Raw genomic sequence first — 16,557 nt, 5'->3', positions numbered from 1 at the left:
GCCGCTCCTACGCCGTTCCGGTATGCGCGTCCGCGCGGACGGGGCTTTCGTCGCCGGATCCGGGCCTTCGTCGGACCATGACCTCTGGACGCTTGACGCCGCTTGCAAGCCAACTGTACTGTTTGTACTAGTACAGTTGATTGAGGTGTTCCATGGCCCGTACCCAGGCCCTGATGATCCAGATCGCCACCGGCGACGCGCGTCCGATCAGCAAGCAGATCGTCGATGGCGTGCGGATGAAGATCGCCACCGCCGAACTCAAGCCGGGTGCGCAGTTGCCCAGCGTGCGCGGACTGGCCCAGCAGCTGATGATCAATCCCAACACCGTCGCCAAGGCCTACGCCGAACTGACCAGTGAAGGCTGGCTGGAATCGCGCCAGGGCCTGGGCCTGTTCGTGGCCACGCCGCGCCAGCGCCTGAGCGACGCCGAACGCGAGCGGCGCATGGACGACGCCGTGCAGGCGTTCGTGCATGAAGTGATCGCGCTCGACTACCCGCCCGATCGCGCGCTGGCGCGGCTGGACGAGGAACTGCGCGTGATCGCGCCGAAAAAGAAATCCGCCTGACGCGCATCCGCGTGTCCCCCTTCCGCGTTCCGTCACCCGACCCTGGGACGACCATGAGCACTCCCGCTTCCGACTACGTGATCGAAACCGTCGCGCTGAGCAAGCGCTACGGGCGCAAGCTGGCGCTGGACCACCTCGACCTGCGCATTCCGCGCGGGCGCATCCACGCCATCGTCGGCGCCAACGGCGCCGGCAAATCCACCCTGTTCCGCGTCCTGCTCGGCTTCCTGCCGCCGACGGTGGGGCAGGCGCGCATCCTCGGCCGCGACAGCCAGCGGCTGCGTCCGGAGGACCGTGCACGCATCGGCTTCGTCAACGAGGAACACACCCTGCCCGGCTGGATGAAGGTCGCCGCGGTGACCGCGATGCAGCGGCACCAGTACCCGCGCTGGAACCAGCACGCCTACGACGAGGTGCTGGGCCATTACCACGTGCTGCCGGAGCAAAAAGTCGCCCAGCTCTCGCGCGGCGAGCGCGCCGGACTGAACCTGGCGCTGGCGCTGGCGCAGGGACCGGAACTGCTGGTGCTGGACGAACCCACGCTGGGCCTGGACGTGGTCGCCAAGCGCGCGTTCCTGGAATCGCTGATGTACTCCAACGCGGCCGAGCAATGCACGGTGATCTACTGCTCGCACCAGATGGAGGAAATCGAGCGCATCGCCGACAACCTCATCATCCTGGAACGCGGCCAGCTGAAGAACATGTCCGCGCCGGAGGAATTCTGCGCGCGGGTCACCCATTGGGTGGCGGACATCCCGTTCAAGGGACCGGATCCGGCGACCGTTCCCGGCCTGCTTCAACTGCAGCGGCTGGACGGCCTGCACCACTACCTGGTGCTGGACCAGGACGAGGACTTCGCCGAGTTCCTGCGCGCCAGCGGCGCGCGCTCGATCCAGAGCATGCCGGTCAGCCTGGATCGCGCGGTCAACGGCTTCCTGACCAAGAACCACGCCGCGCCGGCGCAACCGCAACGGCAGCACTGAGCGCACGGAGAGGACACGATCATGTGGGACATGTTCAAGGCTGAAATGCAGCGCTTCCGTATCTGGGCGATCGCCTACGCGGTGCTGCAACTGGTGATCCTCGGGTTCATGACCCGGGTGGTCGATCTGGCCCAGCAACCACGGCTGGTCTACGAAGTGCTGGCCGGCGTCTACGCCGTCACCGGCCTGCTGCTCGGGCTCTACCAGATGGGCGGCTACCGCAAGCCGAACACCTGGATGAACCTGCTGCACCGGCCGATTCCGCATGGAAAGCTGGCGGCCGTGCTGGTAGGCGCGGGCGCGCTGCAACTGGCGGTGGCGATCGTGCTGCCACTGTGGCTGCTGGCCGGCTGGCAGGAGTTCATGACCGCGCGGGTGGTCGATCATCGCCATCTGCTGCTCGGCGTATCGGCGTGGCTGATTGCGGTCTGCGCCTACCTCGCCGGTGCCTACGCGATGCTGGCCAACCGCCGCTATGGATACAGCGGAATCGCGCTGTTGTCCTGGCTGGTGTTCAGCCAGGCCACCGGCCTGGGCGCGATCGCGGTGCAGCTGATCACCCTGGCGATGCTGGCGGGAATGGTGTGGGTCGCATTCAAACCGGATCTCGGCGCGGCGCCGCACACCCTGCCACGCACCTTCTTCACCGCGGTTCCGTTGCAACTGGCAATGTGGCTGGCGCTGGTGATGGTGGGCTTTGGTATCGAATTCCTGTGGATCGCGCAGGGCTCCCATCCGAACAACGCGCCGGTGCCGGCCGCTGGCGGCGAGAAGGAGTCCGAGAACGCCGAGGGCAAGGACCTGATGGTGATGGGCCTGCGCGGCAGCCGCGACCCGCAGGCGCCGTTGTGGCGGGAACAGGCGCAGATTTCGGAGGTCTTCTCGTTTGGTCCGGGCCTGCGCGCGACGCCGGTGCGCAACGAGCTGGTCAATATCGTGCCGATGGAATTCGACGACGAGCAGCACCGCATCCGCTGGGTGTTCAGCCACGACCGCATGCGCCTGGAAGGCTACAGCCTGGTGGACTACCGCAGCGTCGGCGAACTCGGCGTGGAGGGCGACGCGCCGTTCCCGGAGCCGGTAATGCCCGGGCCGGAGAACAGCCTGATCGGCACCACCCGCGTTTACCAGTACGACAGCGACCAGAAGCGGGTGGTGCCGCGCCTGCGGCTGCCGGCGGGGGAGCGGATCACCGGCTATGACCGGGTGGGTGATGATCTGGCCCTGCTCAGCGACCGCGCCGTGTACTTCTATGACGGACGCGACCTCGCGGCCAGCGACGGCATGCTCACGCCGCGCCAGCGCCTGGCCATTCCGGGCAAGGTCGGCGACCTGTATCGCGCCGACGCGATCGAACTGCTGGACGGCTATCTGGTGTCGTTCCTGTTCAGTCGCAGTGCCCATAACGCAGAGGGTGCGCTGCCCTACCAGCAGATGACGCGAATCGACGATCAGGGCAGGGCCATGCCGATCATGCGAAGGGATCTCAAGAGCGGCTTCCCCGCGCTGTGGCGCTACCAGAACTGGTTCCCCGCGCCGGTGATCTATGAATTGCAGCGCGCCGCACGCCGGCTGTTCGCGGGTTACCAGATCACCGACGACACCGCGCGCCCGCCGGTGCCCCGCCAGGTGGCCGTCATCGCCGGCGTGCTCATGCTGCTGTCGCTGCTGGGCGCGGTGTGGTGGACGCGGAAGACCGATCTGTCCATGCCCGCACGGATTGCCTGGATCGTCGCCTGCGGCGTGCTCAGCCTGCCGGCGTTGATGAGCCTGCGGCTGATCCACCCGCGCCGCGAAGTGCTGCAACCGCAACTGGTGGCGCAACCCGCGCTGGCCTGAACCGTATCGTTCTCCGGCCGTCTCGACGGCCGGATACAGGAGAATGCTGATGAGCTTGTCATCGCTGCCGCTGGCGGCGCCGGTCGCGCGCGCGTCCGACTCGCCGTTCCGCCCACGTTGCCGGTTCGCATGGTTGATGATTCTCGCGACCCTGTGCGCGCCCGCCCGTGCCGACGAGGACGCCGCGCTGCGCGCCGCCGTCGCCGCCGAACGCGCTCGGCCCGCCGCGCCGATGTTCGCGCGGATCGATTTCATCGCCCGTCCCATCCTGATCGGCGCCTGGCTTTCGCCGGATGGAAAACAGGTCGCCTTCCTCAAGGATGAGGGCGCCAACCGGGGCGTGTGGCTGCTGCCAACCGCGGGCGGTACGCCGAAGCGGGTGCTCGCACACACCGACGCGGACGAACTGTCGTGGTCGCGCGACAGCCGCTGGCTGTTCCTGGCGTCCTCCCGCCAGCTGTTCGCGCTGGCGGTGGCGGGGCAGTCCGGCTCCGGGGCGATCGATCGCCTGGGCGGGACCTTCGAGCGCCGCTTTGTCGCCGTGGATCCCGCGTCGCCCGCCGCGGCCTTCGTGATGGAGAGTCCCCCCGCGATCACGCGCCAGCCCAGGCGCTGGCGGATCCAGCGCGTGGATGTGCAGGGCAAGCAGACGCTGGTGCACGAGGACGCGCGGGAAATCATCGATTTCGAAGTGGATCCGCTGGGAAGGCTGGCCTGGATGGCCCGGGTGGAAGGCGAGGCGCACGTCATCCTGCGCGTGGAGCAGGGGCGCGCGCGGCCGGTGCTGCGCTGCGAGCGATTGCAGCGCTGCTCCATGCTGGGCACGCTGGAGCAGGGACGCGATCTCCTGCTCAACACGGATGCCGACGGTGATCTCGGCCGACTGGCGCGCCTGGATGCGCAGGGAAAACTGCGCACGCTGCATGCCGACCCGCGCAATGAAGCCGATCTGGCGCAGGTGACCCTGGATCCGGTGACCCGCGAACCCCTGTTCGCGTCCTATCGCAGCACCGACGCCATGGCCTATGGCCTGCAGGCGGAGGCGGCGCGATCCCTCGCCTTGCTCCAGCAACGCCTTCCGCACCGCGACCTGCGCATCGAGGTCGGGCGTGGTCCCGCCGCGCGCTGGCTGGTGCACGAGCGCGCCGCCTCGCTGAAGGGCGAACGCCTGTACCTGTTCGACCCGCGCGACGGCCTGCTGCGCGAAGTGCTGGGGCATCTGGGTTTCCGCCATGACCGCACGCCGGTTCGACGGCTTCCCGAGTCGGCGATGGCGCGCAAGATCGCCTTCAGCTGGCGCGCGTCCGACGGCATGCGCGTGCATGGCTTCGTGCTGGTGCCGTCCGGCGTGGATCCCGCGCGCGCGCCACTGGTGGCCAACGTCCACGGCGGTCCGTTCAACCTGTTCCGGCCGGAGTTCGGCGGGCAATCGCAGATGCTCGCCAATCGTGGCTACGTGGTGTTCGAACCGAACTTCCGCGGATCCACCGGACACGGTCGCCGTTACCTGTTCGCCGGCAATGGCGACTTCGGCAACGGCCGGGTCCAGCAGGACATCGTGGAAGGCGTGCGCCACCTGCTTGCCCAGGGCATAGGCGACGGCCAGCGCGTCGGCATCCTCGGCGCCTCCTTTGGCGGCTACTCGGCGCTGCAGGGCGTGACCTTCCAGCCGGATCTGTTCAAGGTCGGCATCGCCGCGGTGCCGCCGGCGGACTTCGGCTGGGTGCTGCGCTGGTACGCGCGCGGGTGCGACCAGATGACCCGCGGCGTGCCGATGGCCGCGACCATGCGGATGCTGTCGCTGGATCCGGCCGATGCCGGCGTGATGGAACGCCTGCGCGTGCAGTCGCCGATCGCCAATGCCGCCTCGCTGCGCAGGCCCGTGCTGTTGCTGGCCGGCGCGGACGACGAACGCGTGCCGATCCGCAGCGTGCTGCATTACGCCGCGCAACTGCAATCGATGGGCAAGGACGTCACCTTGTTCGTCGATGCCGAGGGACGCCACCAGCTGGTCAATCCGGTCACCCGCGAAGCCTATCTCTATCTCGTCGAGACCATGCTGCACCGGCACCTGGGCGGACGCGCGCCGTTGCCGCCGGATGCGGCCTTGCGCGAATCGTTGCGCAAGAACCTGCGCCTGGATGACGAGCGACTGCGGCCGCGCTGACGCGGCTATACTCGCGCCCCTCGAACGAGGGGACGGGGATGCCATGGAAGGGAACGGGAAACGCCGTGCATCGGTGCTGACGGCCGGGGCCTGGCTGCTGACGGCGTGCGCCGCCGCCATCGCCATGCCGGATTCGCCCGAGCAAACCACGGCGACGCGCGAGCTGCCGCCGCAGGTGCGGGAGGATGTCGACGCGATCACCCGGCAACTCCTGCAGGTGCGGGACGCCGACAATGAGCTGTCCTGCACCAGGGCGGTGGAGAACGCGCGCTCGGGCGTGGAAACCATGCTGGAAGTCGGCCAGCGCAATCTCGATGGTGGCTACCTGGCCCGTGCGGATTTCGATCGCATGGCGGCGCCGTTGAGGACGCAGCTGGAGGGCTTGACGCTCGCCGACTGTGAAGGCGCGACCGGCGAGCGCCGGTAGTTCTATCGCTGCATGTCCAGCGACTACAACCACGTGTTGGCCTGCGCCAAGGCCCACGGGTAGCGAACGAGCCTTCCGGGCACCTCGCGCATCCGGCCGCGGCGCGGCGGGTGCCGCTTTCATCGCGAGTGGGTTTGTACCGATCTAAACCGGCCTGCCTCACCACCAAAGAAATACCAATCACCGGATTGGTGCATCGCACGATGCAAACACGATCCCGTTGCGTAAGCTGACAGCGCTGTCATCAGCGGCGGGAAACCTTGTGCTTGCCGGCGTGTGATGCCGCGATTCCGCCTGTCGTCCGCCGGGTGGATCCCATGGAGCCGCGACTGGCCGCGCATCGTGCGACAGCGCGCGTGTTTCCACGGATCCCAATGCGCGACGATGCGCCATCCATTACCACGGGAGCCCGTAGTGGAACTGTCCGCACTCGATATCGGCATCGTCCTGGTCTATCTGGCCGGCATCTTCATCCTGGCCCAGTGGGTGTCCCGCGAGAAGGGCGGCCACCAGAAGGACGCCAAGGACTACTTCCTGGCCAGCAAGTCGCTGCCATGGTGGGCGATTGGCGCGTCGCTGATCGCCGCGAACATTTCCGCCGAGCAGATCATCGGCATGTCCGGTTCCGGCTACGCCATCGGCCTGGCCATCGCCTCCTACGAATGGATGGCGGCACTGACCCTGCTGATCGTCGGCAAGTTCTTCCTGCCGGTGTTCCTGCGCAACGGCATCTACACCATGCCGCAGTTCCTGGAGCAGCGTTACGGCACCCGCATCCGCACCCTGATGGCAGTGTTCTGGCTGCTGCTGTACGTGTTCGTCAACCTGACCTCGATCATGTGGCTGGGTTCGATCGCGGTCAGCCAGGTGACCGGCATGGATCAGATGCTGGCGCTGACCCTGCTGGGCGTGTTCGCGCTGGTGTACCAGCTATACGGCGGGCTGAAGGCCGTGGCGCTGACCGACATCGTGCAGGTGTCGCTGCTGGTGCTGGGTGGCCTGCTGGTCGCCGGCCTGACCCTGAGCCATATCGGCGAAGGCGCGGGCGTCGTCGCCGGCTTCCAGAAGCTGTGGTCGCAGCATCCCGAGCACTTCGAGATGATCCTCGGCAAGGACAACCCCTTCTACAAGGATCTGCCCGGCATCAGCGTGCTGATCGGCGGCATGTGGATCATGAACGTCAGCTACTGGGGCTTCAACCAGTACATCATCCAGCGCGCGCTGGCCGCCAAGGACATCGCCGAGGCGCAGAAGGGCGTGCTGTTCGCCGCCTTCCTCAAGCTGCTGATGCCGGTGATCGTGGTGCTGCCGGGCATCGCCGCGGTGGTGCTGGCGCCGGGACTGGAGAAACCTGATCAGGCCTACCCGACGATGATGCGCCTGCTGCCCACCGGCATCCTCGGCCTGGTGTTCGCCGCGCTGGTGGCGGCGATCGTCGCGTCGCTGGCGTCCAAGATCAATTCGGTGGCGACCATCTTCACCCTCGACTTCTACGCCAAGTCCAAGAGCAAGCCGAGCGAGGCACGCCAGGTGAAGGTCGGCCGCATCGCCGCCGCCGTCGCCGTGCTGCTGGGCATCCTGGCGGCCAAGCCGCTGCTGGGCAGCTTCGACCAGGGTTTCCAGTTCATCCAGGAATTCACCGGTTTCTTCACTCCGGGCATCGTGGTGATCTTCGTGCTCGGCCTGTTCTGGAAGCGCGCCAACGAGGCCGGCGCGCTGGCCGCGGCGCTGGGTTCGGTGCTGCTGTCGGCGGCTTTCTTCTGGGCGCAGAAGACCGGCGTCTACCTGTTGCCGTTCATGGACCGGGTCGGCATCGTGTTCCTGGCCGCGCTGGTGCTGGCGGTGGTGGTGTCGCTGGCCACCGCGCGCGCCGAAGGCAAGGATTTCATCCGCACCGACGATGTGGACTACCGCACCCCGGGCGTGTTCAACATCGGCGCGGTGGGCGTGATCATCATCCTGTTCGCCCTGTACACGATCTTCTGGTGATCCGCGGGCGCGCGCTTGCCTGGCTTGGAATGGCGCGAAGAAGCAGCGGAGCGAGCTCCGCTCTACGTAGAGCCGAGCTTGCTCGGCTAGGGGATGGTGCGAAGCGCAGCGGAGCGAGCTCCGCTCTACACGTAGAGCCGAGCTTGCTCGGCTGGGGGATGGCGCGAAGCGCAGCGGAGCGAGCTCCGCTCTACGTAGAGCCGAGCTTGCTCGGCTGGGGGATGGCGCGAAGAGCAGCGGAGCAAGCTCCGCTCTACGTCATCGCTTGCGGCGGGGCGGGGCGATGGATTCGCGCAGTTCCAGGGAGTACTGGATCGGCACCATCCGGCCCGCATCGGGATCGCGGATGCTGTTGAGCAGTTCCAGGGTCGCCACCCGGCCCATGTCGCGGGTTGGCTGGCGGACCGTGGTCAGGGCCGGAAAAATGTGGCGCGAGATCGGCGTGTCGTCGAAGCCGCAGACCGACAGATCGCGTGGCACGCTCAGTCCGCGCAGGCCCGCGACCCGGATCACTCCGGCGGCGGTGTCGTCGTTGGCGGCGAAGATGGCGGTCGGCGGATCCTTCAGATCCAGCAGCTGGTTGGCGCCATGCACGCCGGATTCGTAGGTGAACTCGCCTTCCACCACCAGGTCCGGATCGAAGTCGATGCCGGCGCGTTCCAGCGCGTCGCGATAGCCGGCGAAACGCCAGGCGCAGGCACCATGCGCCTTGTGACCCTTGATGTGGCCGATACGGCGATGGCCGAGGGCGACCAGTTCGGCCACCAGGTCACAGACCGCGGCGTGCTCGTCCACGGTCACTCCGATACGGCCACGGCGCACGCGCGGGGAAATGCTGGCGAACGGGATCTCGTGTTCCTCCAGCTGCGCCAGCAGCGCCTTGTCGTCGGTCAGTGGCGGGATCAGCAGCACCCCGTCCAGGCCGAAATGTTCGACCAGCGAGGTTATGTCGGCGGTGTAGCCGCGCTGGCCGAAGGTCACCGGCGCCAGCACCAGGGTGTAGTGCTGGGCACGGCAGGCTTCCAGCACACCGCTCTGGATTTCCATCAGGTAGTTGCGCGACGGGTTGTCGTAGGCCAGCGCCACCACGTAGGACCGCTGGCCGGCCAGGCTGCGCGCCGACGGGTTGGGACGGTACTGCAACCGGGCGACGACATCCTCGACCCGGCGCCGGGTCTCCTCGCGCACGTTCGGCTCGTGGTTGAGCACGCGCGATACCGTCTTCATCGAAACACCGGCGGCGGCGGCCACGTCCTCAATCCGAATGCGCATGGCGCTGGGGTTCCTTCACCTCTTCCAGGGCGTCATTCTGCCAGAGCGCGCGGCGTCGGCCTTGCGCGCTGCGTCACGGCGCCCCCGGCGTCCAAACGAAGGTCGCCAGGCTGCGCGCCGGCAGGGCGTAGCGCAGGGTCTGACCGCCCTGCCCAATCGAAAAGCGGCGGGTACGGTTGGCGGAATTGGTCACCACCAGCACCAGCGAGCCATCGTCCTCGTTGCGGAACGCCACGTGATCCAGATCGCCGCCCTCGCCGTCGGACGCGATCCTGGAAGCGCCCGGCCGCACGAAGCGGCTGGCATGGGCCAGGGCGTAGTACTCGTCGGTGCGACTGACCTCGCCGGTGCGCGAGTCGATGGTGACCACGCCGCGGCAGGTATCGCAGCCGCCGGCGTGCGGGCCGCCATCCTGATCCAGCGCCAGGTTCCAGAACAGCACGCCACGGGCCCAGTTGCGCGTCGCGCCGATGACCTGTCCACGCGCCTGCAGGGTCAGGCCACCGCTGATGATCGGTTCCCAGTCGCCGCCGGAGCATTCGGTCAGGTAGGCGTCCTTGTCGGGAAAGGCTTCATGGACCGGGGTCTGCGCGTCCACCGCACCGCCGTAGCAATGCCAGGCGACCGCCGACACGTACTTGCCGGCGGCCGGATCGTTCAGCACGCCCAGCGGCTCCTGCGGCTTGTCCCAGTTGTGGTCCCAGTCGAAGATCTGCGGAGCGTTCCTGCGCTTCGCCAGCAACGGTCCCAGGTGATCGCCGATGAAGCGCGCCCGCGCCGGCGCATTGAGGCGCATGCCGGGGTAGTCCTTGGGTTCGAAATCCGGCTCGTTCTGCACGGTGAGGGCGAAGATCGGGATGCCCTCGGCCGCGTAGGCGTCGACGAACTTGAGCAGGTAGCGGGCGAAGGCATCGTAGTACTCCGGCCGCAGCGTGCCCTGGATCAGGCTGTTGTTGGATTTCATCCACGCCGGCGCGCTCCAGGGCGAGGCCATCACCTGCAACTGCGGATTGATCGCCAGGGCGGCGCGGGTCACCGGCACCACGTCGCCGCGATTCGGTTCGATGCTGAAGTGCTTGAGCTCCGGGTCCGGCTGGTTGCCCGGCGGATCGTCCAGGCTGTAGTGGTGGCGCGAGAAGTCGGAGGCGCCAATGGTCAGGCGGGTGAAACTCAGGCCGAGCCCGCCGTTGTCCCGGCCAAACAGCTCGCGCAGCAGCGCATCGCGTTGAGCCGGCGACATGCGGTGCTGGATCAACCAGGCGGAGGAATCGGTGATGGAGGCGCCGAAACCGACCATGCGCTGGAAGCGCTGCTCCGGATCCACTTCGATGTGGGTCCGCCGATCGGAGTCGTCGCCGAACTCCACCGGCGCCTGCGCCTGCATCGCCTGCCGATGGTCGGAGGTGGTGATCCACACCTGCGCCCGTGGCCCTGCGTGCGCGGTACCGGCCGCGCCGGCGAACATCGCCGCGAACAGAACGGACAAGGTGAATGGCATGCGCCAGCGGATGGTCGTTTTCAATGGAACTCTCCCTCGGTTCGCGGTGGCGAAAAAAACGCCATGTTTCCGCGCATTTCCAATGCTGCGCTGCAGCGATGCCGCCACGTATCCCGCGCCATGCGCCAACAACGACGGCAGTTGCCGCCAGCTCGCGTAACGCGATATTGACAAGTCGCATTGAGCGACAGTATGACAGCGCTGTCAATACAGGCTGGAGAGGGCCGCATGACACACCAGGCACACGCTCGGGGAGCCGCCGGCTCCCAACTTCGCTTCGTCCCCCGCAAGCAACTGCTTGCCTCCGCCTGCGCGCTGGCGCTCGTGTCCACCTTCGCGGTCCATGCCCAGGATGCGCAGCAGGAGAAGACGTCGGAACAGCAACAGAATCCGGACATCAGCACCCTCGACAAGGTGCAGGTCACCGGCATCCGCGGCAGTATCGCCACCTCGATCGACACCAAGAACGAGTCCAACTCGATCGTCGAGGCGATTTCCGCCGAGGACATCGGCAAGCTTCCCGACGTCAGCATCGCCGAATCGATCGCCCGTCTGCCCGGCCTGGCGGCACAGCGCGTCAATGGTCGTGCCCAGGTCATCGCCATCCGCGGCCTGGCCCCGGACTTCGCGGCGACATTGCTCAACGGCCGTGAACAGGTCACCACCGGCGACAACCGCGGTGTCGAGTTCGATCAGTATCCGTCCGAGCTCATCAACGCCGTGACCGTGTACAAGACGCCCGACGCCAAACTGATTGGCCAAGGCCTGTCAGGCACGGTCGATCTGCAGACCATCCGTCCGCTCGAATACGGCCAGCGCCGGATCGTGGTCAACGCACGTGGCGAGAAGAACTCGTTCGGGCGGCTGAATTCCGGGGTCAGCAACAGCCTGGGCAATCGTTTCAGCGCTTCCTACATTGACCAGTTCGCCAACAACACTATCGGCATCGCGCTGGGTTATGCGCATCTGGACTCGCCGTTCCAGGAAAAGCACTACAAGGCGTGGTGGTGGGGCGGATCGGCGGACTGGTTCCCGGCCGATGGCATTCCGGGCAAGCCCGCTGGCGCGGAAATGCTGATGGGCGCCGAAGCCTGGGCGCGTTCCAGCGACCAGATCCGTGATGGCCTGATGGGCGTGTTCGAGTTCAAGCCCAACGAGAACTTCCACAGCATCCTCGACCTGTACTACTCCAAGTTCGATCAGAAGGAGACGATGCGCGGCATTATGTGGAGCCAGGATCCGTGGACCGGAAACGGCGTCACGATCTCGAATCCGAGCGTGGTTCGCCGGGGCAACGTGGACATCGTCACCGGCGGCAATCTGACCAACATCGAGCCGGTCATCCGCAACGACTACAACCGCCGCCAGGACGACATGTTCTCGGCGGGCTGGAAGAACATCTGGCACTTCGCCGAGAACTGGACCGCACAGGCCGACCTGAGCTATTCCACCACCGAGCGCGAGCAGAGCATTGCCGAGACCTATGCCGGCCTGCAGACGGTCGGTGCGGATGGAACGATCAGTCCGGTGCTGGACACGCTGAGCTACAGTTCTCCGTTGAGCTCGGAGTTCGCTCGTTTCTCGTTCGGTCGCAGCTATGCGGACCCTTCTACGGTCGTCCTGAGTGACCCGTCTGGCTGGGGTCGTGAAGGTCGCATCGAGACGCCCCATCTGGAAGACACCATCAAGGCGGCCCGCTTCGAGATAAGGCGTGATTTCCAGTCTGGACCTTTCTCAGGTTTGGATGTGGGCTTCAACTTCAGTCGGCGCGAGAAGGAGAAGATCTCGACGGTGTACTACGCCACCCTGAAAAATGGTCGCACTCCGGTCACGGTCGACAATGACGTTCTGGTGGCGCCGACAAACCTGGGATTCGTGGGCATTCCACACGTGTTGGCATATGACGTGAACGAAGCATTGAGTCGTTACTACGATATCGCCGTGCGAATGGACAAGAACGACTTCCAGAAGGATTTCTCCGTGCTGGAGAAAGTGAATACGTTCTATGCCAAGCTTGATATCGATACTGATTTGGGCGATCGCGTTCGCCTTCGCGGCAACGTGGGTGTTCAGTACATCAAGACGGATCAGTCGTCCCGTGGATTCAATGTGTCGCAGCCGAACAATCTAGGCGCCGTATCGGCGGGTACCGACTACGATGACCTGTTGCCGAGCTTGAACCTTGTTGCAGATTTCGGCGACGGTTGGTTCATCCGTTTTGGCGCAGCCAAGACGCTGGCACGTGGCCGCATCGATGACATGCGCGCTGCTGCCGACGCTTCGGTTGCCCAGACGGGTCAGAACACCGGACGCTGGAGCGGAAGTGGTGGAAATCCCTATCTGGAACCGTGGCGCGCGAAGGCGGCGGATATCTCATTTGAGAAGTACTTCGGACCCGCAAGCTACGTGGCAGTGGCCCTGTTCTACAAGAACCTCGACAACTACATCCGCCCAAACGAGGTTGCATACGACTTCACCGGCTATACCAATCCGGACCCGATTCCGCCCGTTTCCAACATCGGCACATTTACCACGCCCGTGAACGATCAGGGCGGTTACCTGCGTGGCGCCGAGTTGAGTACAGCCCTGGACTTTGGCATGTTCGCTCCCGCGCTCGACGGTTTCGGCGCGCAGTTCAGTGCATCGTACACGGAGAGCAACATCAATCCGGGCAATACCACGTCGAACGTCGCGGCACTCAATCGCCTGCCCGGCCTGTCGCGGGATGTCGCCAACCTGACCCTGTACTACGAAAAGAACGGTTTCTCGGCGCGCGTCAGCGAACGTTACCGTTCGGAGTTCCGCGGCGAGATCTACAACCTGTTCTTCTCGCGGGCCTATACGACCATCCTCGCGGATCGCCAGACCGATCTGCAGCTCAGCTACGAGTTCCCGGATGGCAGCAACATGGCGGGCATGTCGTTCCTGTTCCAGGTCAACAACCTGACCAACTCGCCCTACCGCACTGTGCAGGATTCGGAGTTCGGTGGCGGTGCGAGCCAGCCGCTGGAGTACAACGAGTACGGCCGCCAGTTCATGTTCGGCGTGAGCTACAAGTTCAACTGATGCAAATCCGGCCGGCGATGTCCCGAAAGGGCGCTGCCGGCCGCCGATGTTGTGCACGGCGGAGCGATCCGCCGTTTTCTTCTTCGAAACATCCGGAGGTAAAGACGTGAGAATCCGTGATATCGCACTCCTGAGCGGGATCTGCCTGGCCATGGGACTGGCGGCTTGCGCCAAGCAGGAGCCGGCCACTGCCGATCAGAAACCCGCCGAGCCGGCGAAGCTGACCGACTGGCCACGCCTGACCAGCGCCGTGGCGCAGGATCCGGCCCTGGAAGCGCGTATCAAGGAAATCCTGGCGTCGATGACTCTGGCCCAGAAGGTCGGCCAGATGACCCAGGCGGAGATCAAGTCGATTACGCCGGAGGAAGTCCGCAAGTACTACATCGGCTCGGTGCTCAATGGCGGCGGTTCCTGGCCGGGCAAGAACAAGCATGCCGACGTGAAGGATTGGCTGGCGCTGGCCGATGCCTACTACGCGGCTTCGATGAGCACGGATGCAAAGATCCCGGTGCCGATCATCTGGGGTACCGACGCCGTGCATGGTCACAGCAACGTGTTCGGCGCGACCATCTTCCCGCACAACATCGGCCTGGGCGCGGCGCATGACCCGGCGCTGATCGAGAAGATCGGCGCGGCCACCGCGCAGTCCACCCGTGCCACCGGCATCGGCTGGGCATTCGCGCCGACCGTGGCGGTCGCGCAGAACGCGCGCTGGGGCCGCACCTACGAGAGTTACTCCTCCGAGCCGGCGCTGATCCGCGAATACGGCGCGGCCTACGTCAAGGGCATGCAGGGCACGCTCAAGGGCGACGGCGACGTGGTCGCCACGGCCAAGCATTTCATCGGCGACGGTGCCACCGACAACGGCAAGGACCAGGGCAATTCGACCGTGCCGCTGGCCGACATGATCAACGTCCACGGCCAGGGTTACTACGGCGCCATCGAAGCCGGTGTGCAGACGGTGATGGCGTCCTACAACAGCTGGAATGACGTCGCCGCCGGCAAGGACTACGGCAAGATGCATGGAACGAAGGACCTGCTGACCGGCGCGCTGAAGGAGAAGATGGGCTTCGACGGTTTCGTCGTCTCCGACTGGAACGGCATCGGCCAGGTGCCGGGCTGCAGCAACGCCAGCTGCGCCGCTTCGATCAACGCCGGCATGGACATGATCATGGTGCCGGACGACTGGAAGGCTTTCATCGCCAACACCCTCCAGCAGGTCGAGAGCGGCGAGATTCCGCTGGCCCGCATCGACGACGCCGTCACCCGCATCCTGCGGGTCAAGCTGCGTGCCGGCCTGTTCGAGCGCAAGCCGTCCGACAGCCCGCATGCCGGCAAGCCGGAATCGCTGCAGCACCGCGAACTGGCCCGCCAGGCGGTACGCGAGTCGCTGGTGCTGCTGAAGAACGAGAACGCCGCGCTGCCGCTCAAGCGCAACCAGCGCGTGCTGGTCGTCGGCAAGAACGCTGACAGCGTGCCGAACCAGGCCGGTGGCTGGTCGCTGACCTGGCAGGGCACCGACAACACCAACGCAGACTACCCGAACGCGGACACGCTGCTGGCCGGCATCCGAGAAGCGGTCGGCGAAGGCAACGTGACCGTGCGCGAATCTGCCGAAGGCGTGGATCCGGCCAGCTTCGACACCGTCATTGCGGTGATCGGCGAAACGCCGTACGCCGAGATGATGGGCGACATCCTGCCGTACCAGACCGTCGCCCACAGCCAGCGCAGCCCCGAGGATCTGGCGGTGTTGAAGTCCGCCGCCGCCACCGGCAAGCCGGTCGTGACAGTGTTCCTGTCCGGGCGTCCGCTGTATGTCAACGATCTGATCAACCTGTCGAGCGCGTTCGTCGCCGCGTGGCTGCCGGGCACCGAAGGCAAGGGCGTGGCCGACGTGCTGTTCGCCGGTGCGGACGGCAAGCCGGCGCATGACTTCCGTGGCCGCCTGACCTTCCCGTGGCCGGGTGATGCGTGCCCGGCGCCGTCGAACCATCCGGATCCGAAGAAGCCCGCGCAATTCGGACTCGGTTACGGTCTGTCGTACGCCAAGCCCGGCCAGGTTGCCAAGCTGGCGGAGGCCGCGCCCGCGACCTGCGGCGAAGCCACCACGGTGGCGGTGTTCAACCTCGCCGATGCCGCGCCCTACGCGCTGCACCTGTCGGCGGCGGGCCAGGATCGCGCGCTCGGTGCCGATCTCAACCAGACCATCGAGTGGCCGCAGGACAAGCCGGCGCTGCGCGTGCGCACGGTGCAGGTCAATACCCAGCAGGACGCCAAGGAAGTCACCTGGCTGGCACCGGCGCGCTTCTATGCGCGCAGCCCGGGCGGCACCAGCATGGCGTCGATCGCGCAGGACAAGGGCGCGCTGCTGTTCGACATCAAGCTCGCGCAGGCACCGAAGGGCAAGGTCACGCTGCGCTTCGGTTGCACGCAGGGTTGTGGCGACGGCATCGATCTGGCTCCGCAGCTGACCGGCTACAAGCCCGGCGACAAGCACACCGTGAAGGTGCCGCTGTCCTGCTTCGCCGATCGCGGCGCCAACCTGGGCGGCATCGACATGCCGTTCGCCATCGACGCCGACGCCCCGTTCTCGGCCGCCTTCACCAACATCAAGGTGGTGGCCGGTGCGGCGGCGGATGCCGATGCGGTGAAGTGCGGCAAGTAATTGCCACGAATCGTTCCGAAGGATGAGGGGTCGTTAAACCGACCCCTCGTTTCCGTCACCGACCGTGGTCATTCCGGCGGCCTTT

At 66.1% G+C, this 16,557-nt stretch carries 10 protein-coding genes; 8 read left to right on the top strand and 2 right to left on the bottom strand.

Features of this window, described 5'->3' with window-relative positions:
- The first annotated feature begins 152 nt into the window (after positions 1-152).
- The 6 genes from IB228_RS09350 to IB228_RS09325 all read left to right on the top strand — a co-directional run bounded on the left by IB228_RS09350 (position 153) and on the right by IB228_RS09325 (position 7,971).
- A complete protein-coding gene (locus IB228_RS09350) occupies positions 153-566 on the top strand; it encodes a GntR family transcriptional regulator (protein WP_183640086.1) in 414 nt (137 codons plus the stop codon).
- Positions 567-619: 53 nt separating this feature from the next.
- Entirely contained in the window at positions 620-1,549 is a 930-nt protein-coding gene (locus tag IB228_RS09345; protein ID WP_192198192.1) for an ATP-binding cassette domain-containing protein, read from the top strand.
- A gap of 21 nt (positions 1,550-1,570) precedes the next feature.
- The gene (locus IB228_RS09340; RefSeq protein WP_192198191.1) at positions 1,571-3,388 is read left to right on the top strand and encodes a hypothetical protein; all 1,818 of its coding nucleotides are present in this window, start codon (positions 1,571-1,573) and stop codon (positions 3,386-3,388) included.
- A 49-nt stretch (positions 3,389-3,437) separates the two neighbouring features.
- On the top strand, positions 3,438-5,555 hold the full coding sequence (locus tag IB228_RS09335) for a prolyl oligopeptidase family serine peptidase (RefSeq protein ID WP_192198190.1): 2,118 nt from the start codon (positions 3,438-3,440) through the stop codon (positions 5,553-5,555).
- A 43-nt stretch (positions 5,556-5,598) separates the two neighbouring features.
- On the top strand, positions 5,599-5,982 hold the full coding sequence (locus IB228_RS09330; RefSeq protein WP_192198189.1) for a hypothetical protein: 384 nt from the start codon (positions 5,599-5,601) through the stop codon (positions 5,980-5,982).
- Positions 5,983-6,396: 414 nt separating this feature from the next.
- Positions 6,397-7,971 (top strand): sodium/sugar symporter, encoded by a 1,575-nt coding sequence (locus IB228_RS09325; protein ID WP_183640096.1) that lies wholly within the window; start codon positions 6,397-6,399, stop codon positions 7,969-7,971.
- Positions 7,972-8,229: 258 nt separating this feature from the next.
- Here IB228_RS09325 and IB228_RS09320 read toward each other — a convergent pair whose 3' ends face one another.
- On the bottom strand, positions 8,230-9,243 hold the full coding sequence (locus IB228_RS09320) for a LacI family DNA-binding transcriptional regulator (RefSeq protein WP_192198188.1): 1,014 nt from the start codon (positions 9,241-9,243) through the stop codon (positions 8,230-8,232).
- A 73-nt stretch (positions 9,244-9,316) separates the two neighbouring features.
- Positions 9,317-10,765 (bottom strand): glycoside hydrolase family 30 beta sandwich domain-containing protein, encoded by a 1,449-nt coding sequence (locus tag IB228_RS09315; protein WP_225562365.1) that lies wholly within the window; start codon positions 10,763-10,765, stop codon positions 9,317-9,319.
- Positions 10,766-10,969: 204 nt separating this feature from the next.
- On the opposite strand from IB228_RS09315, the gene IB228_RS09310 reads away from it, so the two are divergent.
- A complete protein-coding gene (locus IB228_RS09310; protein ID WP_192198187.1) occupies positions 10,970-13,807 on the top strand; it encodes a TonB-dependent receptor in 2,838 nt (945 codons plus the stop codon).
- A gap of 106 nt (positions 13,808-13,913) precedes the next feature.
- Positions 13,914-16,472: a glycoside hydrolase family 3 N-terminal domain-containing protein gene (locus IB228_RS09305; RefSeq protein WP_343227065.1), complete on the top strand. Its 2,559-nt coding sequence runs from the start codon at positions 13,914-13,916 to the stop codon at positions 16,470-16,472.
- Positions 16,473-16,557: the final 85 nt, after the last annotated feature.

Source organism: Pseudoxanthomonas sp. PXM04 (assembly GCF_014851695.1).
Classification (GTDB): domain Bacteria; phylum Pseudomonadota; class Gammaproteobacteria; order Xanthomonadales; family Xanthomonadaceae; genus Pseudoxanthomonas_A; species Pseudoxanthomonas_A beigongshangi.
Note: the sequence above shows the minus strand (reverse complement) of the source record. Positions and strands in the feature narration are given on the sequence as shown.

What these genes read in the sequence shown, in the direction of transcription:
- IB228_RS09350 (WP_183640086.1), top strand. Translation starts at nt 153, where the DNA reads ATGGCCCGTACCCAGGCCCTGATGATCCAGATCGCCACCGGCGACGCG.
- IB228_RS09345 (WP_192198192.1), top strand. Translation starts at nt 620, where the DNA reads ATGAGCACTCCCGCTTCCGACTACGTGATCGAAACCGTCGCGCTGAGC.
- IB228_RS09340 (WP_192198191.1), top strand. Translation starts at nt 1,571, where the DNA reads ATGTGGGACATGTTCAAGGCTGAAATGCAGCGCTTCCGTATCTGGGCG.
- IB228_RS09335 (WP_192198190.1), top strand. Translation starts at nt 3,438, where the DNA reads ATGAGCTTGTCATCGCTGCCGCTGGCGGCGCCGGTCGCGCGCGCGTCC.
- IB228_RS09330 (WP_192198189.1), top strand. Translation starts at nt 5,599, where the DNA reads ATGGAAGGGAACGGGAAACGCCGTGCATCGGTGCTGACGGCCGGGGCC.
- IB228_RS09320 (WP_192198188.1), bottom strand. Translation starts at nt 9,243, where the DNA reads ATGCGCATTCGGATTGAGGACGTGGCCGCCGCCGCCGGTGTTTCGATG.
- IB228_RS09310 (WP_192198187.1), top strand. Translation starts at nt 10,970, where the DNA reads ATGACACACCAGGCACACGCTCGGGGAGCCGCCGGCTCCCAACTTCGC.